Genomic DNA, 24,537 nt, shown 5'->3' on the forward strand with positions numbered 1-24,537 from the left:
AAACCTGGTGGACACGGGTCACATCAGTCCTGGGAAGTGGAACGGACTGAGTGTTTGGGGAAAGGCGGCCGGCCTTGTGCGCCGACACCTTTCCCCAAGAAAACCATGCTTGCTGAACGTGGGGTCGAAAATATCTGATCTGATCCAATCCGATAAACAGCCGGAAAAAACTCAAATGTAGAGGCTATCTGGATCTCGGAAACATGTTGAGCTTTTTCTCAATGGCTGTTCGCGGATTTGAGATGGGCTTTTCAAGCTGCCTCTTAGGCTTTCCACAATCCGTGCAGATTACAGTATTCCCTTGCGGAAACGGATGCTGCATCGATCATGAAAACCGCTTCAGGCGTCTGACCCGGTTCAAGGAACTGAAAGTATGACTTGCCGTCGGCGATCAGTTCGATCCACTGGATGTAGTGCTTTTCTTCCATGGGATGGGGCACGTCGCCGACCTTGACCTTGTAGCCGCCGTCGATTTTTTCAATCACCGGCACATGTTTTTCTTTGGCTGCATCGACGGTGTTTTCGGCCAGCTTTTTCATGGGTTGTCCGCAACAGACCAGCTCACCGGCACCGCCGAAAAGAACCTCAACGATGTTGCCGCAAACTTCACATTTGTAAACCTCATACCTTTCCGCCATTTTTTTCTCCTTTATCGTGGTCGTTAATATGAAATGGGCTGACTACCAGTTCTCACCCAATAGTTCGAAATGGGCCTGGGGATGAGCACATGCAGGACATATTTCCGGCGCTTCGGTACCTTCGTGCAGGTAACCGCAGTTGCGGCAACGCCAGGTTACACTGGTATCTCGTTTGAAAACCCGACCGGCCTCGATGTTGGCCTTCAGATCGAGGTAACGTTTTTCATGCTGCTTTTCCGCCACGGCGATGGCTTCGAAAATGAACGCGATGTGATCGAATCCCTCTTCGCGGGCAACCTTGGCGAAGTCCGGATACATGGTGGTCCATTCGTAGTTCTCACCGCCAGCCGATTCGGCCAGATTCTCAGTTGTCGTGCCGATCACACCGGCCGGGAAAGCGCCGGTAATTTCCACTTCTCCGCCTTCAAGCAGTTTGAACAGTCGTTTGGCATGCTCTTTTTCCTGGTTGGCTGTTTCTTCGAAGATATCGGCAATCTGAACATACCCTTCTTTCTTGGCCTGTTTGGCGAAGTAGGTGTAACGGTTTCGAGCCTGGGATTCACCGGAAAATGCAGTTAAAATGTTTTTTTCGGTTTGGGTTCCTTTGATGCTTGCCACGTGGGTTCCTCCTTTGTGTTTACTTTGGTTTCTGAGTATCTAGTTTGCTAACAGCGCTCATCCCACCAGCCTTTGGCCTGGTGCTTTAATTTTTCGGCCTCGGCCAGTTGTTTTATCTTATAGCCAGAATCTCGTAGCATGCCGTAGAGAATGCCGCAGCCGATATCTTCGCGGTCAATGTCTCCCTTGTCGGCCAGTTGAATCATTCGTTCGGCCAATTGGATGGTCTCTTTGATGTTACGATCACACGCTTTCACGGCTTGAGAATCTCCGAAGGAATTGAACACCGTTACCAGAAAAGGGTTTCAACGGTTGTGCCTTCAGGTTAATCAAGATGCGTGCCAAGGCGTTAGATAACGTCTGCAATAATCCTAAAGATTTGAAAAAGTATTAAAAAATAAGCGGTTCAGGCTAATTGTCAATAACTGCAGGCCAGCACACCTTCATTTTATTAAGGGGTATGATAGATATGCACCTGCTGGCATACATGGTATTTTCAATAAAAACGGTGCGATTTATTAGTCTCATTTTCTATGGTGATACAACGGTGTCTCATAATACAAAAAGCTTGGAACAGTACCACCCGGTTTGGGAAAAATCCGTTCCCAATCAAAAGATAAACGACACACTTTGGTTTAACAAAACAGAAGCCGTTTTAGATTATTTCTTCGCTGCCAAGTATTTCAACACCCATAGCCATGTCACCATATAGCCGATAAATCGAGAAACAAGGGGAACAAATTATTTTCCAAGGGGCGGGTCCAGTCAAAAAAGGGCGGCTAATGAGCTATGATAACATCCTTAAAAAATCTTATTATATCGGCTGACGATTCCTTTGGCAATACTATACGAAACCTTAAGTGTCATCTTGCTTTTCATTTTGTCGACCGAAACTTTTACCGGCTGGAAAGATAAGAAAATGCGTATCAGGTGGAATTGTGGAACAGTGGTGTCTCATGCAACAAATTTTACGAATCCGTCCGAAGGGCGACTTTTTACGAGTTCAACAATCTTGATTCACCTGTCAACGTCCAGCGGCATCTTTTGGGACGAAGGCGAGATAGAAAAGGGGGTGTTGGTGGAAGATAGACCACGTTGCATCAATGCTTTATGACCCGGTCGTTTGGGGACTCAACCACATGGTAAGGATTTGTTGATGGCATAGCGAAAAGCGGCATGTTCCGCTTTTCGCTATGCCATCAGTTGTGGACTGTCGATTATTTTGTGCCGACCAGGCGATGGCTGAGCAGCTTGATGTGGGACATTTCTTCCTTGATAATGCTGTCCAGATGGGACTGACCGAGCGCATCGGGAACCAGATCCTTCATTCCCAGATAAAATACGATGGAATCTTTTTCAGCCAGAATGGCGGCTTTCAAAATGCTCTGCATGGAAGTGGTGTCGATCTCTTTTTCAAAAAAAATACGTGTGTCCGCCAGCGCTTTAAGGTACGCTGCCGCTTCATTTTGCGGGTCAAAAACGGTTTTGGTTTTTTCCGTTTCTGTGAGCTTCTTCCTCATACTGGCGAAGGTTTTCTCGTGGTCATCTTCCATTGCCGCCAAATCGGCAAGGAACTGTTTTTCGTCTGGATCACTTACTTCATCAGCGGCTTTTCTGTAGAAGGCGGCGCCGTTTTTTTCGATCTGTTCGGCCATCTCGAATACATCATCAGCGCTAAAGTCATAGCTCATGGTTGTATTTGCCTTTCTTTCCACACGGGTCGAATTGATTAAGGTTAGATTAAAGTTAAAATGGGCATCTGCCGGATTGAACCGTCACCGATACATGCCCATTTCATTGGCCAACTGTCAACCGAAAAACGAACATCGTGGGAATGGATCAGGCTTTTCCTTCATTTAATTGGCATTCCTTGTCCCATTCCGGGCAAGCACTTTTTCGTTCAGCCTTAAACTTTAGCATGCATTCCCCGCATTCCAGTTCAATATTAGGTGTGTCACCATAGCGTTTCATCATCTCTTCCTTGGATAGTGCCTGGGCAAAACTGCATCCACACTGAGGACACGCGGACTTGATCTTATAGCGTTTTTGGCTCATGATCGGACTCCTTTCATCGTTAAAGTCGAAGTTAGAACCACGGTTGAATGGGTAACACAGCAAGATCAATGCCACTATATAGCAAGGTCGATGTTGCGTTGGCACATTTGTTGATTATGTTTAGGCAACACCCGACGAATCTATAAGATGCTCATCTTTTACCTATACACAAAGGAGGAAAACATGGCTCAAACTGCTTTTAAAGGCACGCCCGTAAACCTTTCCGGCGACCTGCCGCGCGTGGGCGAGATGGCGCCGGATTTCGTTCTGACCGGTAAGGACCTGGGCGACATTACCCTTCGTGATTATGCCGGCAAACTCGTTATTCTCAATATCTTTCCCAGTATCGATACTCCTGTCTGCGCCATGTCGGTGAGAAAATTCAACAGCGAAATCGGTAAGCATGACAATGCCGTGGTGATCTGCATCTCTGCCGACCTTCCTTTTGCTCACGACCGGTTTTGTGGTGCAGAAGGGCTGGATCACGTGGTTTCCGCGTCGACTTTTCGAAGCCCTGCGTTTGGTGATGATTATGGCGCGCGGATTACCGATGGCCCCTTGGCCGGACTGATGGCCCGTGCAGTGGTGGTGATCGACGGACAGGGGCAGGTGGCGTATACCCAACTGGTAGAAGAGATTTCCGAAGAACCCGATTATGAGACAGTGCTGGCCTGCCTTACCAACGAAGACATGTTGCAGACATGTACCGCCAGTTTCACGGCTGAGCACTCGCGCAGTCTGTCCGAGGACGGTCCTTGTGACGATGGACGCGCCGGTGGGTGATAAAGATGGGGTAGAAAATGTGCCCAGGCCGCGCTATACCGGGATCAATCATCTTGCCATGGTTACCGGTGAGATGGATGCCACGATCCGCTTCTGGCGTGATCTATTGGGGATGCGGCTCGTGGCCGGACTGGGCCGGAAAGGATATCGACACTATTTTTTTGAAATTTCCGACCAGGACATGATCGCCTTTTTTGAGTGGCCGGATGTTGAAAAAATTCCCGAGCGCGACCACGGCGTGCCGGTCAACGGACCGGTTGCTTTTGATCACATCGCTTTTGGCGTGGAAAGCGATGATGATCTGTGGGTGCTCAAAGATCGCCTGGAGGCGTCTGGGGTGTGGGTGTCGGAGGTAATTGACCATGGGTTCATCCATTCGATCTACACCTTCGACCCCAACCATATCCCCATTGAGTTCAGCGCTCCGGTCGATGGGGTCGACCTGCGTCGGCAACCCAGAATGCTGGACCGTTACCCAACAGCCACCGCCCATGAAGGACCGGATCCAGTGGATGGCCATTGGCCGGCGGTAAAGCGCCCCACCCCGCTAAAGGAGCGGGCGGTGTATCCGGGTGAGGGGATGGCGTTCGTTAAAAGCGAAGATTCATGATTGAGGAGACTCAATAAAGGAGACCTAATGACAAATGAGACGGTACTCATCCGGTGTCGTAATTGCAATACCCGCAATCGGATTCCCGTGGCCCGGCTGCAGGACAGACCTCGTTGCGGGCGGTGTAAACAATCGTTCCCGCCGATTTCCATTACCAACCGGCCGGTCATGGTGACCGACAAGACCTTTGCCGCCGAGGTACTGGAGAGTCCGCTGCCGGTATTGCTGGACTGCTGGGCCGCCTGGTGTGCGCCATGCGGCGCCATGTCACCGGTCCTGGACGATGTGGCCCGATCCTATGCCGGCCGGCTGAAAGTCGCCAAACTCAATGTGGACCAAAACCCGGCTACCGCCAGCCGTTATAGTGTAATGAGTCTGCCGACTCTGCTGTTTTTCAGGGACGGTCAGGTGGTGGATACCGCTGCCGGTGCTTTGCCCAGGCAGGAGATTGAACGGTATCTGTACCGTTTTCTGAATAGATAGACGTCGGGCTCGGAATCGGCATCCAATCATTGCGATGCCCCTTTCTTTGTACCATTTGGGGGTATGAAAACCATCTGACTCAGGAGGTGTTCATGAATATCAGCATCGCCGGCGCATCGGGATTTGTCGGCAAGGCATTGACCCGTATGCTGTTGGAAAAAGGTCATACCGTCACCGGCTTGGGTACATCGCGGTCGCATCCACTGCAATCCGTGCCAAATTTTTCCTGGATCAGTGCAGACACCACCCGGCCGGGAGCATGGCAGGAATCCATAGCCGCTGCCGATGCAGTGGTAAATCTGGCCGGGCGAACCATTTTCAAACGATGGACACGGGCCTACAAATCACAGCTGGTTGAAAGCCGCCAGCTGACCACCCGCCATATCGTCGAAGCCATGACCGGCAGCAGTCAGACCCTGATCAGTACCTCGGCTGTCGGGTATTACGGCAATCGAGGAGAAGAGACATTGATTGAAACCTCGCCACCGGGAGAAGATTTTTTGGCACGCCTGTCCGTGGACTGGGAGCAAGAAGCACTGGCGGGCGAGTCGCGTGGCGTCCGGGTGGCGATCTTGCGTTTCGGTGTGGTACTGGGAACGGGCGGCGGCGCGCTGGCTCAGATGCTGCCGGCGTTTCGTGCCTTTGCCGGAGGCCCCATCGGTAGCGGCAGACAATGGTTCGCCTGGATTCATATGGATGATTTGTTGGCTGCCATTGTGTTTCTTTTGGAAAACGGAAAGGCGCATGGTCCTTACAATGCCTGCTCGCCCGGTATGGTCCGGCAACGTGATTTCGCCAGTACACTCGGCAGTGTCCTGGGACGGCCGGCACTGGTTCCGGTGCCTTCCCTGGCACTGCGGTTGTTGCTGGGAGAAATGGCCGGTGTGCTGCTGGCCAGCCAGCGGGCCAAGCCGGAACGCCTGATCGAGGACGGCTTTTCTTTTCGATTTGCCGATGTTGAGCATGCGTTGGCTGACTTGGTCAGTCGGGCTTAGAAGGTGGAAGGTGGAAGGGTGAAGGGTGAAGGGTGAAGGGTGAAGGGTGAAGGGCTGGCGGAATTCTATCCATTTACAGCGCCAAACGATAGACTACGAACCGTAAACCATAAAACTGAGGAAAAACATGCCGCCATCCATTTTATCGGCCGCCGCGTATCACCGGCTTACCAGTTACGACCGGTTTGAAATGTCGCCCCATTATCTGGATTGGGCCAACCAGCCACGATTGGATAAACGCTATCCGCCTTTGGATACGCTTCGCCTGGATCGTGAAGGTGTCGTTCCAACGATCGACTACCTGGACTTGGTTGAGCGTGCAGCCGGGGGGGATGATCGTTCCGCAAAATCTCTTGACATAAAGACCATTGCTTCTCTTTTCCATCTCACCCATGCCATCACCGCCCGCAGCATGCACGGTAATCAACCGTTTTACTTTCGTAGCGTGGCTTCAGCCGGTGCCTTGTATCCTTTTGAACTTTATCTGGCGGTTCACCGCGTCGATGGGATGAAACCGGGTCTATATCATTATGATCTGTTCAATTTCTCATTGGAAAAGCTTCGCCGTACCCCGATGCCTGTCATTTCTCCGTCTGGTTCCGGCATCGCGGCCACGATTCTCATTGGCGGGATTTTTTTTCGCAGTGCCTGGAAATATCGCCACCGGGCCTATCGATACGTGCTCTTGGATGCAGGGCATCTGATTGAAAATTTACGGTTGGCATTATCGGCCCTGGGACTGAAAGGTTCCATGGAACTGGATTTTGATGACCAGGCGGCCAACGTTTTGTTGGGGGTGGATGAAACGCGGGAAGTGTGTCTGGCGTGTGTCCACCTCATTGACGGACAGACGGATAAGGACGAGACCCGACTGCCGGCCGATTCATCGCCACTGCCTGATCCGATCCAAAATGCATCCCAGGTGTCCATGAAAGAGACCGTTTACGAACAGATTGTACAGGTTCATCGTGCAGGGTATACAAAAATCAATGCCACCGACGATGGTTCGTTGAATGCCGTCGATGGTCTGGGGCGCTCGCCAGATGCGTGGCAACCCGTGGTTTCATCCTCTCAACCGAACCTTCCGGATTATGACAAGGTATTGTGGCAGCGCCGTTCCAGGCGCAATTTCATGCCCGCCCCCCTGGATGAGGAACAATGGGTCGGATTTTTGGATTTAATTGCCGCTGCGGCCAAAAGACCGGCTTCGCGTTGGATTTCTCCTGGCATTGGAATCCTGGCGGGTCAGGGAATGCCGATCCCGCCTGGGTTTTACCTGTTTGATCCGCATGATAGGCGATTGGGCCTGATGGTGGCCGGTGATTTGATGGAATCCATGGCCAGGGCCTGTCTGGATCAGATGTGGCTGAAAAATGCGGCCTTTCACCTGCTGTTTATCAGTGACCCGGCCGTCTTGGATCGCAATTGGGGGGCAAGGGCTTACCGACATGTGATGATCGAGGCCGGGCGCCTGGGGCAGCAAGCCTACCTTGCGGCTACCGCACTGGGACTTGGCGCCTGCGGTATCGGTGCGGTTTATGATCGTGAAGCCGCTGATCTTCTGACCTTATCGGAGACAGGTGTGCTACTTTATCTGGTTGGTGTGGGGCCTGTCAAAAAGCGTTAGCACCTGACGCCAACGGGTCAATTTTCAACATTAGGGAGAAAAATCATGTCCAGCGATTTGAAAGTGTTTAGCGGCAGCGCCAACCCAATGCTGGCCGAGTCGATCTGCCATACATTGGGGATACCGCTCAGCCGTCTGGCCATATCTCGATTTTCCAATGACAATCTGTTCGTTCAGGTCCAGGAGAATGTGCGGGAAAAGGATGTTTTCGTTGTCCAGCCTTTCACCATGCCCGTGGGGGACACGATTATGGAATTATTTATTACCCTGGACGCCTTAAGAAGTGCTTCCGCCCAACGCATCACAGCGGTGATTCCCTATTTCTCCTATGCCCGATCCGATAAAAAGGATGCACCGCGGATCTCCATTACCGGGCGGTTGATGGCGGATTTGATAAAGACCGCCGGGGCCAACCGGGTGTTGACCATGGATCTGCATTCCGATGCGGTGCACGGTTTTTTCAGTGTGCCGGTGGATCATCTCACAGCCATTCCCAGTTTCGTGAAACATTTTCAAAACCAGATGGACCTGTCCAATGCCGTGGTGGTGGCCACCGATGCCGGTGGTGCCAAACGGGCCGGGCGGTTTGCCAACCGCATCCATCTGCCCATGGCCATTATCGATAAACGGCGTGTTGCCGATACCCAGGTGGTCCAAGGGCTGGTGGTGGGAGATGTCAAAGGGCGGGATGCAATTATTTTTGAAGATGAAATTTCTACCGGTGGCACACTTGCCGCTTCGGTGGATACACTGTTGGCTGCCGGGGTGGAGCGAATTTTTGTGGGCGCCACTCACGGGGTGTTGTGCGGTCCTGCGGTTCAGCGTCTGGAAAATAGCCCTGTCAATACAGTGGTTGTGACGGATACAGTAGACATTCCTCAGCAAAAACGAAAAGAGAAAATTGAGACCATTTCCGTCGCCCCGCTGTTTGCCGAGGCCATCCGAAGGATCCATACGGGGGAGAGTGTGGGCGCCCTGTTTGATTAACTTTGCCATTCATACGCCCGGCCATACACCGGGATCCGTGGTGTATCTGGTGGAATCGGATGGCATGCGAGTGCTGTTCGGTCAGGATGTGCATGGCCCCTTGCATGACGATTTCGCCTCCGACCGGCGGGCTTACCAAAAATCCCTTCTGAAGATGGTTGAATTGGAGGCGGATATCCTATGCGAGGGCCTTTTTGGCGTTTTCCAAGGGGCTGACAGGGTTAAGGAATTTATTCTATCATTTCTTTAGCGCCTTCTTTTTGAAAGTGCTGTTATTATAAACAATATGAAACCATCGGCTGCTAACGAAACGGTTCGAGCCATTATTGATGCTTCATCGGCGATCCTGCTTTATAAAGCGGGGTTGCTTGATGCCTATTGCCGGATGATTCAGCTGCTGATGACCCGCTCCGTGTTTGCAGAAGTTACCGTTCCCCAGCAATGCGGGGCGGACGCTATCGGGCATCTGTCCGGTCAGCGACCGGGAATTGTCGTGCTTGATGATCCTCGCCATCCGGATTGCCATGAATCTGTTGCTGATATCGGCCGACTTCATCGAGGGGAGCGGGATACGCTGTTGCACTACTTGAATGGTGCAGCCCGTTTTGTTGTTATTGATGACGGCAAGGCCGTGCGGGTTTGTCGCAGACAGGACATTCCACATATAAATGCATTGTTGGTCCCCAAGTTGCTCTATTTCGCCCAAAGACTTTCCATGGATCAAATCGATCACTATTTTTTTCGTCTTTGTTCACTTGGACGCTATTCAGACAAAGTGGTTGACTGGGCAAAAAGATGCGGCGCAAGCCAACTTGAATTTTTTTTAAGGCAATGAGAACCAAAAACAATGGGACGGCGGTAATCCGTCCCATTTTGGGGAGTCCAGCGTCAGCGTGGGAGGTTAGACGCTGACGTCGATGTTCTGACCAATCCCGCCTTCAATGAGCAGTTGGGCGATTTGTTCCTGACTTTCAGCCAGTTCACGCAAAATGGCCATTTGGGCTTCCATGACGCCCTGGACCTGTTGTGAAAGGCTTGTGGCGGACATGGGACTTGATGATACGCTGCTGATATCCATTATTATCTCCAGGTATTGGCTTATAACCCTGTTATCGCCTGTTCGTCCGGCCAACTTTAATGTTTTTTACGGTAAAGTGTTTATCTTGCAGGCCGATAGCATTACTATAGAGTGTCGCTTGGACATATCGCCATATCATGGGAGGTTTTAAAATGGATATTGTTGTAATCGGCAGTGCTTTGTTAAGAAACGAAGCAAAGGAAAAAACCACGACACGGGTGCCTGGAAAAAAAAGCCAGGGTGTGGAAAGGCGTCGCAACCGAAAGGATCGACGCAAGGGGGTTCGGGATGGTGTGGTGGTCAGCCTGTCCTATCCCAACGACCGACGATTCCAACCAGACCGCAGAACCACCAATACAGATTAGATTGGATCTTCATCCTTACTGCCCCCACCAATAATCGACAGCGGATTCCAGTTTAAAACCGTTTTCTTTTTTCGCTTGGTTCGCTCTTATAGACACTGGTAAGCCGTTTTTTTACTTTTCCAATTAAATATATGCTCCGCTTTTGAGCCACTTTCCGCCTTGTTATCGGGCCTGATCCAGACTTCCAAAACAGGCTCTTAGTAATTTAACCCGCTAAAAAATTACGGTTTCAGCCATTGTACTTTTACAGGCGATGCTAATATTCATACCTTAAAAGACATTTTGATTGTGTCAAAACCGTAAAAGAACCCTCGATTTCAATTACCGTGCGCTGACTAAAGACAACTAATCCAGATAAAGGCAGTTGCACCCCGGTTTTATTCGATAGCATTGGGAGGTGAGATGATTACACTTGAAAAAATACGATTCACCAGTACGGAAGATGAAAGTGGTACCCAGGGCGGACGAACCATTATCGACGGGATGAATTACACGTTTGAAAAAGGCAAATTTTATACAATCACAGGGCCCAATGGTAGCGGCAAAACCACACTGGCCAAATTGATGATGGGAATTTTTCCGTTAACATCCGGAAAACTTGTCCTGGATGGTGAAGATATTTCCGGTTTTTCCATAACCGAGCGATCCAAAAAGGGCATTGCATACAGCTTCCAGCATCCAGCCCGATTCAAAGGCATGACTTTTCGGCAATTGCTGACCATCGCCGCCGGAACCGATGACGAAAATCAACTGGTCGAGATTTTGGCCCGGGTGGGTATATGCTCGTTGGACTATCTGGAAAAAGATGTGGATGCCAAGCTTTCCGGCGGAGAGATAAAAAAGATTGAGCTGGCGACCACGATTGCGCGCAACCCCAAAGTGGCCATCTATGACGAGCCGGACACGGGCATTGATCTGTGGACCATTGGGCCAATGGTGGATTTGATCAAACGCGAATGCCGCGATCAAGGCACAACCACTATTGTTATCAGCCATAACAAGGCTTTTCTTGAAGCTGCCGATCAATTGCTGCTGATCAAGGCTGGCGAAATTGCCTACGACGGCGATTACTCAGGAGTCAAACCCATTCTTGAGGATTTGAGTGTTTGTGAATTTACTCAAACTTGTGAAGGAGAAGGCAATGCTGGATGCTATCGATAAAAAACTACTGTCTGCGGTTGCTGATTTGGAAAGCCTGCCTAAGGGTGCCTATAATATTCGTAAGAACGGCCAACTGCTGAACCGTGAGGTAACGGCCAACATCGATATTCGAACCAATGATGCGCAAAATGGTATCGTGATTGACATAAAGCCTGGCACCACCAACGAATCCGTCCATATCCCGGTGATTTTGAGCCAGGCGGGTCTGCACGATACGGTTTACAATACCTTTAATATCGGCGCGGATGCTGATGTGACCATTATCGCCGGATGCGGCATTCATTGTGGCGGTAAACAATCCGAGGGGCATGAGGGCATTCATGATTTCCATGTGGGGCCCGGGGCCCGGGTACGCTACGTTGAAAAACATGTTGCCATCGGTGAAGGTACGGGAAAGCGTATTCTCAACCCCACCACCCGCGTTTTTTTGAACGAAAATAGTTATGCGGAGTTTGAATTGGTCCAAAACGGTGGGGTGGACATGGCCAAACGGGTCAACGAGGCACAGCTCAAAGCACGCAGCACATTTATTATTTCAGAGCGTGTATTGACCGATGGCGCCCAAGAGGCGACCTCGCACAATCTGATTAAAATGCTCGGTGCCGACAGCCGTTCCAATCTGGTCTCACGGTCCGTTATCCGCGATCAGTCCCTGCAGAACTTTTATGTGACTCTGGAAGCACATGAGAAATGTTTTGGACACATCGAATGCGATGCCATCATCATGGACCAGGGTAGAAATGAGACGGTCCCTGGCCTAAAGGCGCTGCATCCGGATGCGGAGTTGACCCACGAGGCCTCTATCGGCAAAATTGCCAATGAGCAATTGGTCAAATTGATGTCAATGGGGCTGACGTATGATGAGGCGGTCAATAAAATCATCGAGTGCTTCATGAACTGAGACAAAAGCATCTGAAACACCGTATCCAATCCTTGCAGAATCGTCTAACAGGCAAACAATCGGCCCGGCTTGATACCATTTGATGATCAGGTTTGGGCTGATTGTTGCACAAACATTTAATTTGCTTTATGTCTCGATTCAGCGTATAAAATTGGGTTATTCAATCCAATCCCGACACATCACGGGATAGTTTCTTTCTGAAGGAACACCCCATTATAAAAATGGCATCCTCCAGCGAGCGACGTTGAAAATATCAAGAAAGGAGGATGTTGCTATGGCTAGTGGTATCGTCAAATGGTTCAACGACAGTAAAGGTTATGGTTTCATTGAACAAGAAAATGGTCCGGACGTTTTTGTTCATCACACGGGAATCAACGCAACCGGTTTCAAAAGCCTGAACGAAGGTGACCGCGTAACCTTCGATATCGAGCAGGGTCAAAAAGGTCCTGCTGCTGTAAATGTTACCGTCCAATAAATCAGATTTACAAAGGGCATGCTTTAACTGCTGGAAAGCATGCCCTTTGATTTTAGGGCGTGATTTCCTGAAGAGCCGACCAAACAGCATTGCCTGGCTTTTCCACGACCCTTCGGGGGGATATCACGCTTTGATCGACTCCCTGCAATAAGCGCCATCATTGCTCAACCACGGTTTTTCGTTATACCCATCGTTTGTCCGACATCAAGGGACACTGCTTGTTTTGTATCCAGGGCATGCCAACCAAGGACGAAAGGCTTTTGTATATGAATATTTATATCGGTAATTTATCGCAGAATATCACCGAAGATAAACTCAAGACCATGTTTGCTGAATTCGGGGATATTGAAAGTGTAAAAGTCATCAAGGACCGGTTTTCCGGTCGGCCGAAGGGGTATGGCTTTATTGAAATGCCCAGCAATTCAGAGGCAGACCAGGCCATCAAGGCACTCAATGGCAATCGATTGGATGGCAACCACATCAAAGTCAAACCCGCGGATTCAGGTGGTAAAAAAAGAAAAAAGAAACGCTCCTTTCGCAGAAGGGCGTATTGAATCACCCTTTTTTTTGAAGATCGTCTGCTTTTTAACAAAAATGACAACATTATCTTGAATGCTATAGCATGAGATTCGATATGAATAACGCTGTGCCGGTTACTGTATCAATCGTATCAGAACCGGCCGGCGCATATCCAAAAAATTTCTTTTGCGATAAATCGCCTCGGCAACCGCCGGCATCCCGCTTTTAACCTGATCCATTCGTGGTGTAGATTTCAAATACCTCCATTTTTTGTCTCTTCTAATTTTCCCCACTGTCGTTCGTCAACGGACATTAAGCGACTTTTGTACGGCGCCGATCTTTTCTTTGTGAACGATCACCCATGATTGATTGGATCTTGGTGATCCATTAAAATTAACGAATTTTGTTTAAAAATTATTGACAAACAATAAAAATTAACTGTATTTCAGTAAATATTCGTAAGCGTCGGATTTAGTTTTCGTTGAGTATTGATAACAACTACAGACTCGCATTGGAGCGTCGTTATGCAGAACAGAGAACGGATTCAACGGGCCAGTCGGAGATTGCGCATGATCCTGAATTCGGTTTTCTGGGCCATGCCGGTAGTCAACGCACTAGTCTGGATTTTTATGAATCATTTTCCAGACTACCTGACCAGTGAAATGCTGCCATATTGTGCCAGGATTCCGCTACCCGCCTCGGCGCGGCTGATGGGTTTTGCGGCGGTAATGATTCCCACCGGCGTGGCCATGACCGGCGCCTTTTACTTGATGCGCCTTTTTAAACTCTATGAGCAGGGAGAGATCTTCAAGCTCAATAACGTCCATTGCTATAAAAAACTCTCCCGGGTGCTGATCTGGTGGTTTATCGCCGGCATTCTCTGCCGATCGCTGCTTACCACCGCTTTGACCCTGCATCATCCGCCTGGACAGCGGATGATTTCCTTTGGACTGACATCAACGGATTTGACCACCTTGCTGGTGGGGCTGATCCTGATGGTGATTGCCTGGGTGATGGAAGAGGGGAGGAAACTTCAGGAGGACCAGGATCTAACCGTATAAAGGAGCATCATGCCCATTCAGATCAACCTCGACGTGATGCTTGCCCGGCGCAAGATGAAATCCAACGACCTGGCGGCCAGGATCGGGATTACCCCCCAGAATTTGTCCATTTTGAAAACGGGCAAGGCGCGTGCCATCCGCCTGGAGACGCTGGATGCGATCTGCCGGCACCTTCAGTGTCAGCCGGGCGATATCTTGGAGTATATCGAAGATGAAAGGAAAGACGATGAAGACGATTAACCTGAGAGTCTGCTGTATGCTGACCGGGATGATGCTAAGCGCTGTTGTGGTCATCACCGGTTGCGCCGGCCAGAAGGTGTTGGTCAAGCCGGCTATTGCCGAGAAAGTGATTCACTACAGCGAATTGAGAGGATGGGATGAAACCAAAGATCTCAACGGCTATGTGGTCTACGTCAATGAAGGCGAAACGGTTCCTCTCAAGCTTTCGATGGAAAGCGATTTCATGGATTTCAAACAGGATCAAATCGATGTGATTGCCAAACAAAAACTCTATTTCATGATCAAGATGCCCGAGGATTTGACCATAGAGGAATTGGCCCGGCTGGAGGACTTGGAAGCTGGCCATTTTTCAAAAATGAGTCGTGAGGAAAAAACCGCATTTTTTAAAGATTACATGCTGTATGTGAGCAGGGATGCCAAGCATTGGGCGCCGCTTTATGGCAGCCGTGTCTACCGCAAGGTATTGGGGTTCAAGCATGGCTTGATTCACTTTGGGATAATGGCCGGCCCCGTTAATGGCCTCGAGGCCAATCTGGGGATTGAAACGGTCAAGTAGAAACGGAAAAAAGGGTTTATGGCAATGCCTAACTAGTGATATGCAAAGTGAGTATGCTACAGGTCTTACAGGAATGACGAATCGATAAGCATAGGGGAGTCAACTCGCCATGCTGAGGATCTTATGTTTTGCAATCAGTCTTTGTCTTTGCGTGACCGGATGTTCCATTGAAAAAATCCAGCAAACCGCTCTGAACGGCTACGAGCGCATCACAAACTGGTCCTTTTTGGGGGTCCGCAAAGAGGTCCAGCGTGCCTACACCACCACCACCCTTGTGGGAACGGCTTCCTATGCGGGGGCGACCGGTGGTGCGCCGCTGGTGGTCGCGGCTTATGCAAACAACGGACAGGCATGTGACATTACCCATTACACCCTGCTGCATGAACCCGGTCCCTTTGAGCTATTGGTTGTTGCCGGCGATTATATGATCGTTGGTTTTGTGGATCAAAATGGCGATCTTACCTATCAACCCGGGGAACCGGCCGGACAGTACCGTGACCAGCCGCTTGAGGTTGACGAATCCAGCAGTCTGGTTCTCGATCTCAATATCACACTCGCCGCACCAGGCCGCGCGGATATCGATTTTCCGGCTGGAACGGTCGTTACCAACCAGCCGCCGGAATACCCCGTCTATACCTCTCCCGGAGTCGTTGTGGATCTGGATGATCCCGTTTTCGACCCTGAAAATGGGGCCTTTGGCTACTGGCATCCCATGGATTTTTTCCGGTTTCGCAGATCCATCTGGTGGCCCACAGCATGGGCGGGCTGGTGGCCAGATCCTTTCTCGTGGACTACGGCCAGACGTTTCCGGAAGTACGCACACTGACTTCCATCGCCACGCCGTGGGGCGGAGACAGCATGGCCGGCAAGGGGGCACAGCATTCGCCGGTGATGCTGCCGGTCTGGAATGACATGGACCCTGACAGTGAATTCTTTAAATCCATCTATCGCCGATCCCTGCCATCCGGTGTGGCTTTCCACTTGTTCTTTGCTCACCGCGGGAGCCGCAGCCTGCTACGATCGAATCCGTTCGTCGGGAATAACGATTGCGTAATCGCGCTTTCCAGCCAACTCGATCCACGTGCCCAGTCGGAAGCCGTGAGCGTTTACGGATTGGATGAAGACCACGACTCGATTCTTTTAAACGATACGCTATGTACCAAGATCAGTCGCATTTTTGAGACTCACTATTCCGTCCAGGCATCTGATGAAAAACCGGTGCTTGGCAAACTGAGTGTTCGCTATACCTATGCCGATGAAGCGCCACCAACCGATGTCGTGCCCTTTATGGTGCTTATACCGAGTGCTGGCAAGTGATTCCCGGCAAGCCCAGTTCCCCCAAAGGGATCGAATTGACACCCTTGCTGTCAACGGAGCGCTAATCGTGTTTTCCCCAATCGTGTTCGTCGTTGTCGTGATCGCAATCGGATTTATTTGGCCGTCAAGGCATAATACACGTCATCATTTCGAATATCCGCGCGGATGCGGTCGTTGCGGATGAGGTGGCCCAAAATTTTAGAGACCTCATTGAGATGAATGCCGAAGGCCGCTTCGACCTGTTTCATGGTGCAGGGCCGCCGTGCCAGCATGGCAAGAATGCTGGCTTCATCGGCGATTGTTTTGGATGTCCGACGCGGTGTGAAGTCGGCGGCAATTTGGGCCGGTGGATCAAACAGGCCGGCCAGCTGCTCCAACTGAGCCATGGGAACCGGCGCGGCAAAATCCTCGGCCGGTGGTCTGGCAATGGTATTGAGATGAATGCGATCCGGTTTGAGATCCCGTGTCAGGCGGGCAATCTTCTCCGTATCCTTGGCCATGGCATTGATACCGGCGAGCAGAAACACCTCCAACCATAGTTGACCGTCGAAGGCGTTGCGGAATTCCTGCAGGCCTTTATAGATAGTCATGAAATCAAGTTGTGCATGGGGCCGGTTGACCCACTCGAAGGAATGCTGGTCCCAGGCGCTCAGTGAAACTTTGACCACACGCGCCAGACCGGCTGCCTCGCGTACCTCGGGCAGATGAAACAGGGTGCCATTGGTGAGCAATACGGACGGAATCGATTGAGGACGTAAAAAGTCCAGCACCTGTCCAAACTGGGCGTGCAGGGTGGGTTCGCCGGAGCCTGAAAGCGTCAGATAGTCGGCCTCGACCCCGCTTTTCAGCCACGTTTCAATTTCTTTGATCACATCGGTGGTGGGAACGTATTCTTCCCGATCCAATGTTTTGCATGTGGTCCGGCCCAACTGACAGAACACGCAGTCCAGGCTGCAGGTTTTCAGCGGGATCAGATCGATTCCAAGGCTGCGTCCGAACCGACGGGACGGTACAGGACCGAAAAGATAACTATAATGGGGGGTGCTCATTTTGTGCTAATCGCCTTTGACCTTTTTTTTCATATATTGGCTGAGCGCTTCCTGAACGGTTGCCGCGGCCAGGAATGCGCAGTGATGATCCTCTTCGGGGAAGCGTCCGATTTTTTCGAGCACGGCTTCGCCGGTAATTTCCGTCAATTCATCAACGGTTTTGCCAAGGGCCATTTCAGCCGCAAAAGACCCGCATACCGTGCTGGACCCGCACCCATCGGTAAGATAGGCCGCATCACAGACCCGGTCCTTGTCGTCAAATTTAAGAAACATCTCCATTGTATCGCCACAGGTGCCTTTCACACGGGAGTGGGAATCTGCACCCTCCAGCGGCCCGCGGTAAAGCGGGTTGCGCCAGCGCTCAAACCCGGCTTCGCCAAACGCCTCTCGGGTCTCGGTAAAGATTTGTTCCTGAAGCTCGGCCACAAAGGCATCGATTTTGTCGGTCATGGGACTCCTCTTGTCAAGTCAAATCCTTGATTTTCGCTTCGATGGCAGCCATTTGCCGCTTCAATTCATCGGCCTGCTGCTGCAATTGGGCGAGTTCCTCCTGCTTGGATCGGGGGGCTGCTGATGGTTGCCCGCCTGGTTGGTTGATACCGAAGGTGCCGGCGCATCGGCGGCCCATCCCCATGCCGCGACCGCCGCCGCCCATACCGCGTCCACCACCCATGCCGCGACCGCCGCCCCGGCCTGATCCCCAGGCTGCCTGGGGGGCTGCGGACGCCGTCTTACTAGATGTTTGCGGAAGATTCCCGCTGGTCGATGCATCGAGATCTCCTTTTTTAAACGTTTCAATGACATCCCGGATAACACCGTGTTGCCCCAGGATGACAGGGATCTGGGTTTGGTTGAACACCTGCATGGCTTTGGGCCCGCAGTTGCCGGTAATAACCACTTTGGCCCCGGCGTTGGCCACCTGGCTTGCCGCTTGAATACCGGCACTGCTCGATAATTCGGCATTGGTGTTGTCCATTACCTCAACGCTCATATCATCGGTTTCCACGATAAGAAAATGGCGACAGCGACCAAAACGCTCATCAATGGTTGCCGAAAGATCGGTGCCGGTAGAACTGACTGCAATTTTCATAATGGTCCCTCCAGTTTCCCGTGCCAAGGCGCCTTGTGGAAAACAAAAGGGCCAAGCACACGAGAAATGGTTGTAAAATCATTTAAGGCTAACTTTTGTAATCTCCTCGGCGATGGAGAGGAAGGCTTTTGATACCGGAGCGTCGGCATACTGTTGCTGGTAGGATAAGCCCGCATCCCCGCACTTTACCAGATTGGGGTCAAAGGGAATCCGTCCCAGCAGTTTCAAGCCGGTCTGCATCGCTGTGCGCTCACCTCCGCCACGGCCAAAGATGTCGGTCGTTTTTCCGCAGTGGGGGCAGACATAGCCACTCATGTTTTCCACTATCCCGAGAACATTCATGTTCACGGTTTTACAAAAATTGATCGATTTGCGTACATCGGCCAGGGCGATTTCCTGGGGCGTGGTGACGATAACGGCCCGGGCATCATTGATCAATTGGGCCACGGTAAGCGGTTCATCACCGGTTCCAGGAGGAGAGTCGATGATCAGATAGTCTAGTGCTCCCCATTCCACCTCACCGATAAACTGGCGGATGACACCATGTTTCATGGGGCCTCGCCAGATGATCGCATCATCTTTTTCAGACATCAGGGATTCGATGGAAACGGCCTTGAGATTGCCGGAATACCGCATAGGTTCCAATTTCTTTTCCGCGTTGGCCGACATCATGCCCGAAAGTCCCAGCATTCTGGGAATGTCAGGTCCATGGATATCCACATCCATCAATCCCACGGTGAAGCCTTTTTCTGCCAAGGCAATTGCCAGATTAACCGAAACACTGGATTTGCCGACGCCCCCTTTGCCGCTCATGATCATGATTTTGTTTTTAATGCGGGTGAGAGAACGCTTGGCTTTTTCGTCAGGGCTGGGCTCGGGTGGTTTGTCCATAATATCGACGCCATTGGATGTATTTTTCATGGGATTACCTCTTGTGGTCTCAATCGCCGGTGGCGGCTGTAAATCCTAAAACTTTTTTCAAATATGCCATTAGGGCCTGGCCATCAGACTGGCTCGGCTGTGCGGGGAGCTGCATTAAAATGCCAAGCCCTTCGCTGGCTTCGTGATACTCGGACTTGGACAGAGAACTTACTGCTGCGCAGTTGATCATGGGGTTGATTTTTACCAGTTTTTCTACGAGTGCCAGGCCGGTCATATCTGCCAGCTTCTCGTCGGAAATAACCAAATCAAAGGTCTTTTGATTGATGATTTCCAATGCCTCATCGCCGGATGAGGCCCAGTGAATCGCCCCATTGGGCAAGTCCAATCCCAGAGCTAAATCTTTCAAATTGTTTTTGTCGGTGGTAACCAATAGTGCTTGGGTCAATGCTAACTCCTCAATAGATGTTTTCGAAAAAAACGGGTTGCCCCGTTTATAAGGTAACGGTTTTCGACGGTACGCGTTTTGGCCATTATCTCCGGAGTCCTTGGTCGGTTACTGGGGGGCCGAGTTGCCGGCTGTCGAGGAAGATCCATGACAACCCGGCATCAGGAATGTGGGTTCCAGTGATTCTCCCCTGGCAAAAGCTTCCAGCACACGGTCCACCTGACCGGTAATAAACGGCATTAAGGTGATATCGGCGGCATTGATAATGGTGGCCGGCAATTGGGAAACCGCACCGCAGATCAGAACCTCGACGCCAAGACTGGCCAGGGTTTTAGCTAGGCCGGAAGGCTGTTCGGGATCAAACACAAGGAACGATCGCTCACCAATTCTGGAATTTTCAATGTCGACGATCAACAATCGCCTGGAGGCATCAAACACAGGTGAAATACGGTCTTCCCAGATTGTTATGGCAATTTTCATCCGCCCTCCTTTTAGAGGGCCAACTTCGCAAGGCGTGTGCCATAATGGATAAAGGCCTGACGAATAATAAAATATAATGAATTCAAACAAATATAATTATTTTTGCTGGTTGCTTGGCTTTGGTTTGAGAGAAAAGGGTGCAAAATTGCGTCTTTGTCAGCGTTGCGAGACTTTTAAATGCTACTCTTGCCGATTGGAACTGGATCGGCCATCCGTTTCAGGCAGTATCAGACCCAACCGCTTGATTTTGCGGAACAGTGTGCTTTTATGCATACCGAGTGCCCTGGCTGCGGCCAACCGGTTGTAGTTATTGCGTTTGAGCGCATTCATAATCGCAATTGCCTCGGTGGTATGCAGGGTGTGGGTTAACGTATCCTGGGCGCGGGTGGCCAGTTGCGGACCGACCAGGTTGCCGGGCAGATGGCGGGCCTGTATCAAGCCGCTACTGCACAGGACAAAGGCATGCTCCACGATATTTTCCAGCTCGCGGATATTGCCGGGGTAATCGTGGCACATGAGGATTTGAAGGGCTTCGGCGTCCACGCCGGTGATGGATTTACCACGCAGCATGTTCATCTTTTCGATAAAATGGTCAATCAACAGGGGAATGTCTTCTTTGCGTTCGCGTAAAGGGGGCAACTTGAGGCGTACCACATTAATGCGGTAATAAAGATCCTGGCGAAATTCTCCCTTGACGACAAGTTCGTTAAGATTTTTATTGGTTGCAGCGATCACACGCACATCAGATTTAATTTTATCGACCGCACCAAGGGGCACAAAGGCCTGCTCTTCGAGCACACGTAGCAGCTTGACCTGAAATGCAGAACTGGTGTCTCCAATCTCGTCGAGCAGGATGGTACCCTTTTCGGTAGCGGTAAAGTAACCGGGTTTGTCTTTGACCGCGTTGGTAAACGCACCGGCTTTATAGCCGAACAACTCGGATTCGAGCAGGGTGTCGGGTAGGGCACTGCAATTGATGGCAACAAACGGTTTGGTTTTGCGTGGGCTGGCATTGTGGATGGCCCGAGCCAAGAGTTCCTTGCCGGTGCCGGTTTCTCCTTCCAATAACACCGTGCTGCCGCTTTCTGCCACCATGGGCAGGATGGCCAGGATTTCATGCATGGCATCACTGCGGCTGACGATATCGCCAATCTGAAAGCGGCCATCCAACCGTTTGCGAAGGGCTTCCACGAGACTATGATCTCGGAAGGTTTCCACACCGCCCAGCACGGTTCCGTCCTTATCTTTCAAAAGGGCGGTGGAAACAGTGATGGGGATCCGTTTTTTCTGGCTGTTGACAATATAGGTCGTGCTGTTGGTCAAAGACGCGCCTTCTTTCATGGTGCGTTTCAGCGCGCAATCGTCCTCGCACATATTGGAACGGAATACCTCCCAGCAATGGCGGCCGATGGCTTCTTCACGGGGAATCCCGGTGATGGCTTCCGCAGCACGGTTGAAGGACATGATCCGCCATTCATGGTCGACGGTAAACACCCCATCGGAAATGCTTTCCAGGATAATGTCCGTGACATTTCCGGGCGGCGGCGGGGTGGGGGTGGGCTTTTTTAGCGAATGGCTCATCAGGTTACCTATGCGTCTGGCGGCTTACGACGCTTTTTTGTGTCTGTACCAAAAAGGAATGAAGCGATTGTCCATGGATCGTCACAGGCTATTTCAAAAAATGGTTATACGCTATTGTGCTTTCAAGATCCAGTCTGAACTATTTTCAAGTGGTGCCGTTGCCGCCGCCATTGATCATAGGCGTCGAGGTGGGCCAACAGGTCCCTGCACTCCATCCGAAGCAAGCGGACCTGCCAGATGCTGGTGGGTTTGATACGCTGGCTGAAAATATGAAAAATGCTTCCACGGCCTGCCGGGTCCAGGCGTTGCATGTGGTCTAAAAGTTTTTCCACGGTTGGAAAATAGGCGTCGATATCAATGCGGTGGTTTACCACGTAAGCGGCCAGGGATTTGAGCTCACGGTAGGTGCAGGGATGTTTGGTGGTAGAAAGGCGCGTTGCACAAAGTGCGTCTTTCCAACGAGCCTCGAGTTCCGAAACAGTAAGTTGTTGATCGCTCATGGGCTGACGTGTCTTGGAGTTAGGGGTTGCAGCAGTCGTAAATTACCGGCGCCTCATTTGTAAGATGCGATTTGTGCACTTACGGTTCAAGGTCTTCCGCTTTACACCGCTTTTTGTTCGCCCTTCGTCCTTTCTCAGCTTTGCCCTATCGATCACGCGTTTTGCAGGGCTTTAGGGGCGACCGGCCGGTCGCCCCTTGTACAACCTATTCATGTTCAAGGCTACATTGCCGTTTCCGGATGAAAGACGTTGACTTCCTTGAGATCATCGAGCAGGTATTCCCGTTCATTGGGACCGAGCACGCCCAAGGAAAGGCAGATCAGCGTCCACAGATGCACCACGCCGTAGTTGGCGCCATAATGCTCGCTCAGCTCATGGATTTGAGCGTGGCAATTGTGGCAGGCGGCAATACAATAATCCGCCCCGGTGGCCTGGATCTGATTGTCTTTAAGCTGCCCGTACTTCAGACGCTCTTCTTTAAATCCGGACTGCAGGAAACCGCCTCCCCCACCGCAACAGAAATTGTTCGAACGGTTGGGGTGCATGTCAACAAAGTTCTCTTCTCCAACAACCGACTTCACCACAAAGCGCAGGTCTTCAGCAACCGAATCCCCATAGCTTTTGCGAATGATCTGGCAGGGATCCTGCACAGTGAACTTGATTTTGAGATCTTTGTTCCAGTCGGAATTGACCTTGAGCCTGCCTTCCCGGATCCAACGGGCATAATACTCATAAATACTTTTGACTTCAAATTTATGAGGGATGTTGAATTTTTTCAGTCCGGCCCGGACTGAGAAAGTGACGTGCCCTCACTCGGTGTTGAGAAATGTTTTACACCCCAGTTTGTCCGCCTGGTTGGCAGAAGTGGTGGTGATATGTTTCCAGGCATCGTCGTCGGCCAGAAACATACAGTAATTCTCCCCACCCCACCCATGGCTGCCATAGGTCCAATCCACACCGGCCAAGTGCAGAATTTTCCACAGCGGTACCATTTCATCCGGTTCGGTGACCGGTTCGCGGGAATTCTGGTTGAGGAAAAACTCGGCTCCTTCTTTGTCAATCGGCGCCTTCATTTCGGCAAATTCGGGTTGGGCTTCCTGGTACTCTTCAAGCACATCCTCGACGACGAAAATAAAATCATCGGGAGATGTCCCCATGGCGCTGGTGCTTTCGTTACGCAGAGCCATGTCACAGGACCCCAGAATGCCTTTGGGGCGTTCTTCGCGGGGGCGCAGTGCCCTGGCATGATAAACCAGCTGCGGAATGTCAATTTGCATGGGGCAGACATAAATGCAGCGTTGGCACATGGAACACATCCACGGCCAGTCGGATTTGGCAATTTCCTCATCCAACCCCAAGGCCGCCATGCGCAGGAACTTGCGCGGATCCATGCCAGCCAGACCGGTTGCCGGGCAACCCGAAGAGCATGCCCCGCAGGTAAGGCAAAGGTTCAGATTGCCACCCTCGGGAAGCACCTCCTTGACCTTATCCATAAAGGTGCTTTTTTTGTTTGCGCCCAATTGTATGAGCTGTTCAGCCATTAATCCTGCCTCCTTTCTGATTTAATCGTGACCATCCATCAAAGACCCAATGGATTGTTTATGGACGTACACTATATCAATTTCATTGGCAACGATTAACGATCGGCTTGCGGATTCCCAGCATCGGAACTGCGCACCTTAGTTATCGCCATCCCCATCAATAGAGCATAAACTATGCCCGTTCCGACCTCTATCAGGTGACGGTGGTCCACGTCAATAACCATCCACACGATAGGTAAAGTATCTATAATAAAGGGTACCACTATTGCGTCGGTAGGGGACGATGGGGGTTCTTTTTGTGCGACCCTGAAAGGGTTGTGGCATTGAGAAAATAGAGGACGCCCGCAGCGGCATCTTGTGGAGAAAAAAAATAGGCACAAATCTTCGAAAATCATCAATTATCTATTGCAAATTCAAATTTTCTATTATACAGACGTTGCAAACGTAACGGATTATCAAGAGACCTTACGTTTACCCCTACGTAAAGTGGTGTTTACCTC

Annotated in this window: 33 protein-coding genes; 18 read left to right on the forward strand and 15 right to left on the reverse strand. The window is 50.9% G+C overall.

All coding sequences use genetic code 11. The features are described 5' to 3' along the window. Positions 1-263 precede the first annotated feature (263 nt). The 5 genes from Dvar_RS14810 to Dvar_RS14830 all read right to left on the reverse strand — a co-directional run bounded on the left by Dvar_RS14810 (position 264) and on the right by Dvar_RS14830 (position 3,311). Complete coding sequence (locus Dvar_RS14810; protein WP_419662472.1) at positions 264-638, reverse strand: desulfoferrodoxin; 375 nt, start codon at positions 636-638, stop codon at positions 264-266. 42 nt (positions 639-680) lie between these two features. Further along, entirely contained in the window at positions 681-1,256 is a 576-nt protein-coding gene (gene rbr / locus Dvar_RS14815) for a rubrerythrin (RefSeq protein ID WP_419662473.1), read from the reverse strand. A gap of 47 nt (positions 1,257-1,303) precedes the next feature. Next, on the reverse strand, positions 1,304-1,513 hold the full coding sequence (locus tag Dvar_RS14820) for a hypothetical protein (RefSeq protein ID WP_419662474.1): 210 nt from the start codon (positions 1,511-1,513) through the stop codon (positions 1,304-1,306). A gap of 960 nt (positions 1,514-2,473) precedes the next feature. After that, positions 2,474-2,971: a ferritin-like domain-containing protein gene (locus tag Dvar_RS14825; RefSeq protein WP_419662475.1), complete on the reverse strand. Its 498-nt coding sequence runs from the start codon at positions 2,969-2,971 to the stop codon at positions 2,474-2,476. 124 nt (positions 2,972-3,095) lie between these two features. After that, a complete protein-coding gene (locus Dvar_RS14830; protein ID WP_419662476.1) occupies positions 3,096-3,311 on the reverse strand; it encodes a hypothetical protein in 216 nt (71 codons plus the stop codon). A gap of 183 nt (positions 3,312-3,494) precedes the next feature. Here Dvar_RS14830 and tpx point away from each other — a divergent pair, with 183 nt between their 5' ends. The 8 genes from tpx (at position 3,495) to Dvar_RS14870 (ending at position 9,631) form a co-directional block, all read left to right on the forward strand. After that, complete coding sequence (gene tpx, locus Dvar_RS14835) at positions 3,495-4,094, forward strand: thiol peroxidase (RefSeq protein ID WP_419662477.1); 600 nt, start codon at positions 3,495-3,497, stop codon at positions 4,092-4,094. Beyond that, on the forward strand, positions 4,075-4,704 hold the full coding sequence (locus tag Dvar_RS14840) for a VOC family protein (RefSeq protein ID WP_419664112.1): 630 nt from the start codon (positions 4,075-4,077) through the stop codon (positions 4,702-4,704). The genes tpx and Dvar_RS14840 overlap by 20 nt, the downstream gene beginning before the upstream one ends. 27 nt (positions 4,705-4,731) lie before the next feature. Further along, positions 4,732-5,187, forward strand: coding sequence for a thioredoxin (gene trxA, locus Dvar_RS14845; RefSeq protein ID WP_419662478.1), 456 nt, complete (start codon positions 4,732-4,734; stop codon positions 5,185-5,187). 92 nt (positions 5,188-5,279) lie between these two features. Beyond that, complete coding sequence (locus tag Dvar_RS14850) at positions 5,280-6,182, forward strand: TIGR01777 family oxidoreductase (RefSeq protein ID WP_419662479.1); 903 nt, start codon at positions 5,280-5,282, stop codon at positions 6,180-6,182. A 127-nt stretch (positions 6,183-6,309) separates the two neighbouring features. Next, the gene (locus tag Dvar_RS14855; RefSeq protein ID WP_419662480.1) at positions 6,310-7,809 is read left to right on the forward strand and encodes a SagB/ThcOx family dehydrogenase; all 1,500 of its coding nucleotides are present in this window, start codon (positions 6,310-6,312) and stop codon (positions 7,807-7,809) included. A gap of 45 nt (positions 7,810-7,854) precedes the next feature. Continuing rightward, the gene (locus tag Dvar_RS14860) at positions 7,855-8,796 is read left to right on the forward strand and encodes a ribose-phosphate diphosphokinase (protein WP_419662481.1); all 942 of its coding nucleotides are present in this window, start codon (positions 7,855-7,857) and stop codon (positions 8,794-8,796) included. Continuing rightward, complete coding sequence (locus Dvar_RS14865; RefSeq protein ID WP_419662482.1) at positions 8,789-9,046, forward strand: hypothetical protein; 258 nt, start codon at positions 8,789-8,791, stop codon at positions 9,044-9,046. Before Dvar_RS14860 ends, Dvar_RS14865 begins: the two co-directional genes overlap by 8 nt. 36 nt (positions 9,047-9,082) lie before the next feature. After that, positions 9,083-9,631 carry a hypothetical protein gene (locus tag Dvar_RS14870; protein WP_419662483.1) on the forward strand — a complete coding sequence of 183 codons (549 nt, stop codon included), beginning with the start codon at positions 9,083-9,085 and terminating at the stop codon, positions 9,629-9,631. A 66-nt stretch (positions 9,632-9,697) separates the two neighbouring features. Here the strand turns inward: Dvar_RS14870 and Dvar_RS14875 are convergent, their stop codons facing one another. Further along, complete coding sequence (locus Dvar_RS14875) at positions 9,698-9,874, reverse strand: hypothetical protein (RefSeq protein ID WP_419662484.1); 177 nt, start codon at positions 9,872-9,874, stop codon at positions 9,698-9,700. Positions 9,875-10,026: 152 nt separating this feature from the next. Between Dvar_RS14875 and Dvar_RS14880 the strand changes: the two genes are divergently transcribed. The 10 genes from Dvar_RS14880 to Dvar_RS14925 all read left to right on the forward strand — a co-directional run bounded on the left by Dvar_RS14880 (position 10,027) and on the right by Dvar_RS14925 (position 16,469). Beyond that, positions 10,027-10,239, forward strand: coding sequence for a hypothetical protein (locus Dvar_RS14880; RefSeq protein ID WP_419662485.1), 213 nt, complete (start codon positions 10,027-10,029; stop codon positions 10,237-10,239). A 402-nt stretch (positions 10,240-10,641) separates the two neighbouring features. Continuing rightward, positions 10,642-11,400: an ATP-binding cassette domain-containing protein gene (locus tag Dvar_RS14885; protein WP_419662486.1), complete on the forward strand. Its 759-nt coding sequence runs from the start codon at positions 10,642-10,644 to the stop codon at positions 11,398-11,400. Next, positions 11,381-12,301, forward strand: coding sequence for a SufB/SufD family protein (locus Dvar_RS14890; protein WP_419662487.1), 921 nt, complete (start codon positions 11,381-11,383; stop codon positions 12,299-12,301). Before Dvar_RS14885 ends, Dvar_RS14890 begins: the two co-directional genes overlap by 20 nt. A 274-nt stretch (positions 12,302-12,575) precedes the next feature. Further along, a complete protein-coding gene (locus Dvar_RS14895; RefSeq protein WP_419662488.1) occupies positions 12,576-12,776 on the forward strand; it encodes a cold-shock protein in 201 nt (66 codons plus the stop codon). A 266-nt stretch (positions 12,777-13,042) separates the two neighbouring features. Beyond that, complete coding sequence (locus Dvar_RS14900) at positions 13,043-13,330, forward strand: RNA recognition motif domain-containing protein (protein WP_419662489.1); 288 nt, start codon at positions 13,043-13,045, stop codon at positions 13,328-13,330. 534 nt (positions 13,331-13,864) lie between these two features. Then, a complete protein-coding gene (locus Dvar_RS14905) occupies positions 13,865-14,356 on the forward strand; it encodes a DUF2975 domain-containing protein (protein ID WP_419662490.1) in 492 nt (163 codons plus the stop codon). Between the two features lie 9 nt (positions 14,357-14,365). Further along, positions 14,366-14,596 carry a helix-turn-helix domain-containing protein gene (locus Dvar_RS14910; protein ID WP_419662491.1) on the forward strand — a complete coding sequence of 77 codons (231 nt, stop codon included), beginning with the start codon at positions 14,366-14,368 and terminating at the stop codon, positions 14,594-14,596. Further along, positions 14,583-15,152: a hypothetical protein gene (locus Dvar_RS14915; RefSeq protein ID WP_419662492.1), complete on the forward strand. Its 570-nt coding sequence runs from the start codon at positions 14,583-14,585 to the stop codon at positions 15,150-15,152. Before Dvar_RS14910 ends, Dvar_RS14915 begins: the two co-directional genes overlap by 14 nt. Positions 15,153-15,261: 109 nt before the next feature. Then, entirely contained in the window at positions 15,262-15,978 is a 717-nt protein-coding gene (locus tag Dvar_RS14920) for a hypothetical protein (protein ID WP_419662493.1), read from the forward strand. Then, positions 15,921-16,469: a hypothetical protein gene (locus tag Dvar_RS14925; RefSeq protein WP_419662494.1), complete on the forward strand. Its 549-nt coding sequence runs from the start codon at positions 15,921-15,923 to the stop codon at positions 16,467-16,469. Before Dvar_RS14920 ends, Dvar_RS14925 begins: the two co-directional genes overlap by 58 nt. A gap of 113 nt (positions 16,470-16,582) precedes the next feature. On the opposite strand, the gene Dvar_RS14930 is transcribed toward Dvar_RS14925, so the two are convergent. The 9 genes from Dvar_RS14930 to Dvar_RS14970 all read right to left on the reverse strand — a co-directional run bounded on the left by Dvar_RS14930 (position 16,583) and on the right by Dvar_RS14970 (position 24,037). Continuing rightward, positions 16,583-17,518: a radical SAM protein gene (locus Dvar_RS14930; protein WP_419662495.1), complete on the reverse strand. Its 936-nt coding sequence runs from the start codon at positions 17,516-17,518 to the stop codon at positions 16,583-16,585. Positions 17,519-17,524: 6 nt separating this feature from the next. Then, positions 17,525-17,968 carry an iron-sulfur cluster assembly scaffold protein gene (locus tag Dvar_RS14935; protein ID WP_419662496.1) on the reverse strand — a complete coding sequence of 148 codons (444 nt, stop codon included), beginning with the start codon at positions 17,966-17,968 and terminating at the stop codon, positions 17,525-17,527. A gap of 13 nt (positions 17,969-17,981) precedes the next feature. Further along, on the reverse strand, positions 17,982-18,608 hold the full coding sequence (locus Dvar_RS14940; RefSeq protein WP_419662497.1) for a NifB/NifX family molybdenum-iron cluster-binding protein: 627 nt from the start codon (positions 18,606-18,608) through the stop codon (positions 17,982-17,984). A 78-nt stretch (positions 18,609-18,686) separates the two neighbouring features. Further along, positions 18,687-19,529 (reverse strand): P-loop NTPase, encoded by an 843-nt coding sequence (locus Dvar_RS14945; RefSeq protein ID WP_419662498.1) that lies wholly within the window; start codon positions 19,527-19,529, stop codon positions 18,687-18,689. 19 nt (positions 19,530-19,548) lie between these two features. After that, positions 19,549-19,920: a response regulator transcription factor gene (locus Dvar_RS14950; RefSeq protein ID WP_419662499.1), complete on the reverse strand. Its 372-nt coding sequence runs from the start codon at positions 19,918-19,920 to the stop codon at positions 19,549-19,551. Positions 19,921-20,043: 123 nt separating this feature from the next. Further along, on the reverse strand, positions 20,044-20,415 hold the full coding sequence (locus Dvar_RS14955; RefSeq protein ID WP_419662500.1) for a NifB/NifX family molybdenum-iron cluster-binding protein: 372 nt from the start codon (positions 20,413-20,415) through the stop codon (positions 20,044-20,046). A gap of 180 nt (positions 20,416-20,595) precedes the next feature. Beyond that, entirely contained in the window at positions 20,596-21,996 is a 1,401-nt protein-coding gene (locus tag Dvar_RS14960; protein ID WP_419662501.1) for a sigma-54 interaction domain-containing protein, read from the reverse strand. A 122-nt stretch (positions 21,997-22,118) separates the two neighbouring features. Then, positions 22,119-22,496, reverse strand: coding sequence for a hypothetical protein (locus tag Dvar_RS14965; protein ID WP_419662502.1), 378 nt, complete (start codon positions 22,494-22,496; stop codon positions 22,119-22,121). A 221-nt stretch (positions 22,497-22,717) separates the two neighbouring features. After that, a complete protein-coding gene (locus tag Dvar_RS14970) occupies positions 22,718-24,037 on the reverse strand; it encodes a (Fe-S)-binding protein (RefSeq protein ID WP_419662503.1) in 1,320 nt (439 codons plus the stop codon). Between the last annotated feature and the right edge of the window lie 500 nt (positions 24,038-24,537).

The sequence above is a fragment of the Desulfosarcina variabilis str. Montpellier genome, from assembly GCF_048565275.1.
In the GTDB taxonomy this organism is placed as follows: domain Bacteria; phylum Desulfobacterota; class Desulfobacteria; order Desulfobacterales; family Desulfosarcinaceae; genus Desulfosarcina; species Desulfosarcina variabilis.

Coding starts and splice junctions, on each gene's coding strand:
- trxA (WP_419662478.1), top strand. CDS start 4,732: ATGACAAATGAGACGGTACTCATCCGGTGTCGTAATTGCAATACCCGC.
- Dvar_RS14915 (WP_419662492.1), top strand. CDS start 14,583: ATGAAGACGATTAACCTGAGAGTCTGCTGTATGCTGACCGGGATGATG.
- Dvar_RS14850 (WP_419662479.1), top strand. CDS start 5,280: ATGAATATCAGCATCGCCGGCGCATCGGGATTTGTCGGCAAGGCATTG.
- Dvar_RS14840 (WP_419664112.1), top strand. CDS start 4,075: ATGGACGCGCCGGTGGGTGATAAAGATGGGGTAGAAAATGTGCCCAGG.
- Dvar_RS14855 (WP_419662480.1), top strand. CDS start 6,310: ATGCCGCCATCCATTTTATCGGCCGCCGCGTATCACCGGCTTACCAGT.
- Dvar_RS14955 (WP_419662500.1), bottom strand. CDS start 20,415: ATGAAAATTGCCATAACAATCTGGGAAGACCGTATTTCACCTGTGTTT.
- Dvar_RS14900 (WP_419662489.1), top strand. CDS start 13,043: ATGAATATTTATATCGGTAATTTATCGCAGAATATCACCGAAGATAAA.
- Dvar_RS14885 (WP_419662486.1), top strand. CDS start 10,642: ATGATTACACTTGAAAAAATACGATTCACCAGTACGGAAGATGAAAGT.
- Dvar_RS14905 (WP_419662490.1), top strand. CDS start 13,865: ATGATCCTGAATTCGGTTTTCTGGGCCATGCCGGTAGTCAACGCACTA.
- Dvar_RS14920 (WP_419662493.1), top strand. CDS start 15,262: ATGCTGAGGATCTTATGTTTTGCAATCAGTCTTTGTCTTTGCGTGACC.
- Dvar_RS14810 (WP_419662472.1), bottom strand. CDS start 638: ATGGCGGAAAGGTATGAGGTTTACAAATGTGAAGTTTGCGGCAACATC.
- Dvar_RS14895 (WP_419662488.1), top strand. CDS start 12,576: ATGGCTAGTGGTATCGTCAAATGGTTCAACGACAGTAAAGGTTATGGT.
- Dvar_RS14875 (WP_419662484.1), bottom strand. CDS start 9,874: ATGGATATCAGCAGCGTATCATCAAGTCCCATGTCCGCCACAAGCCTT.
- Dvar_RS14930 (WP_419662495.1), bottom strand. CDS start 17,518: ATGAGCACCCCCCATTATAGTTATCTTTTCGGTCCTGTACCGTCCCGT.
- Dvar_RS14830 (WP_419662476.1), bottom strand. CDS start 3,311: ATGAGCCAAAAACGCTATAAGATCAAGTCCGCGTGTCCTCAGTGTGGA.
- Dvar_RS14870 (WP_419662483.1), top strand. CDS start 9,083: ATGAAACCATCGGCTGCTAACGAAACGGTTCGAGCCATTATTGATGCT.
- Dvar_RS14935 (WP_419662496.1), bottom strand. CDS start 17,968: ATGACCGACAAAATCGATGCCTTTGTGGCCGAGCTTCAGGAACAAATC.
- Dvar_RS14940 (WP_419662497.1), bottom strand. CDS start 18,608: ATGAAAATTGCAGTCAGTTCTACCGGCACCGATCTTTCGGCAACCATT.
- tpx (WP_419662477.1), top strand. CDS start 3,495: ATGGCTCAAACTGCTTTTAAAGGCACGCCCGTAAACCTTTCCGGCGAC.
- Dvar_RS14860 (WP_419662481.1), top strand. CDS start 7,855: ATGTCCAGCGATTTGAAAGTGTTTAGCGGCAGCGCCAACCCAATGCTG.
- Dvar_RS14890 (WP_419662487.1), top strand. CDS start 11,381: ATGCTGGATGCTATCGATAAAAAACTACTGTCTGCGGTTGCTGATTTG.
- Dvar_RS14965 (WP_419662502.1), bottom strand. CDS start 22,496: ATGAGCGATCAACAACTTACTGTTTCGGAACTCGAGGCTCGTTGGAAA.
- Dvar_RS14880 (WP_419662485.1), top strand. CDS start 10,027: ATGGATATTGTTGTAATCGGCAGTGCTTTGTTAAGAAACGAAGCAAAG.
- Dvar_RS14910 (WP_419662491.1), top strand. CDS start 14,366: ATGCCCATTCAGATCAACCTCGACGTGATGCTTGCCCGGCGCAAGATG.
- Dvar_RS14960 (WP_419662501.1), bottom strand. CDS start 21,996: ATGAGCCATTCGCTAAAAAAGCCCACCCCCACCCCGCCGCCGCCCGGA.
- Dvar_RS14945 (WP_419662498.1), bottom strand. CDS start 19,529: ATGAAAAATACATCCAATGGCGTCGATATTATGGACAAACCACCCGAG.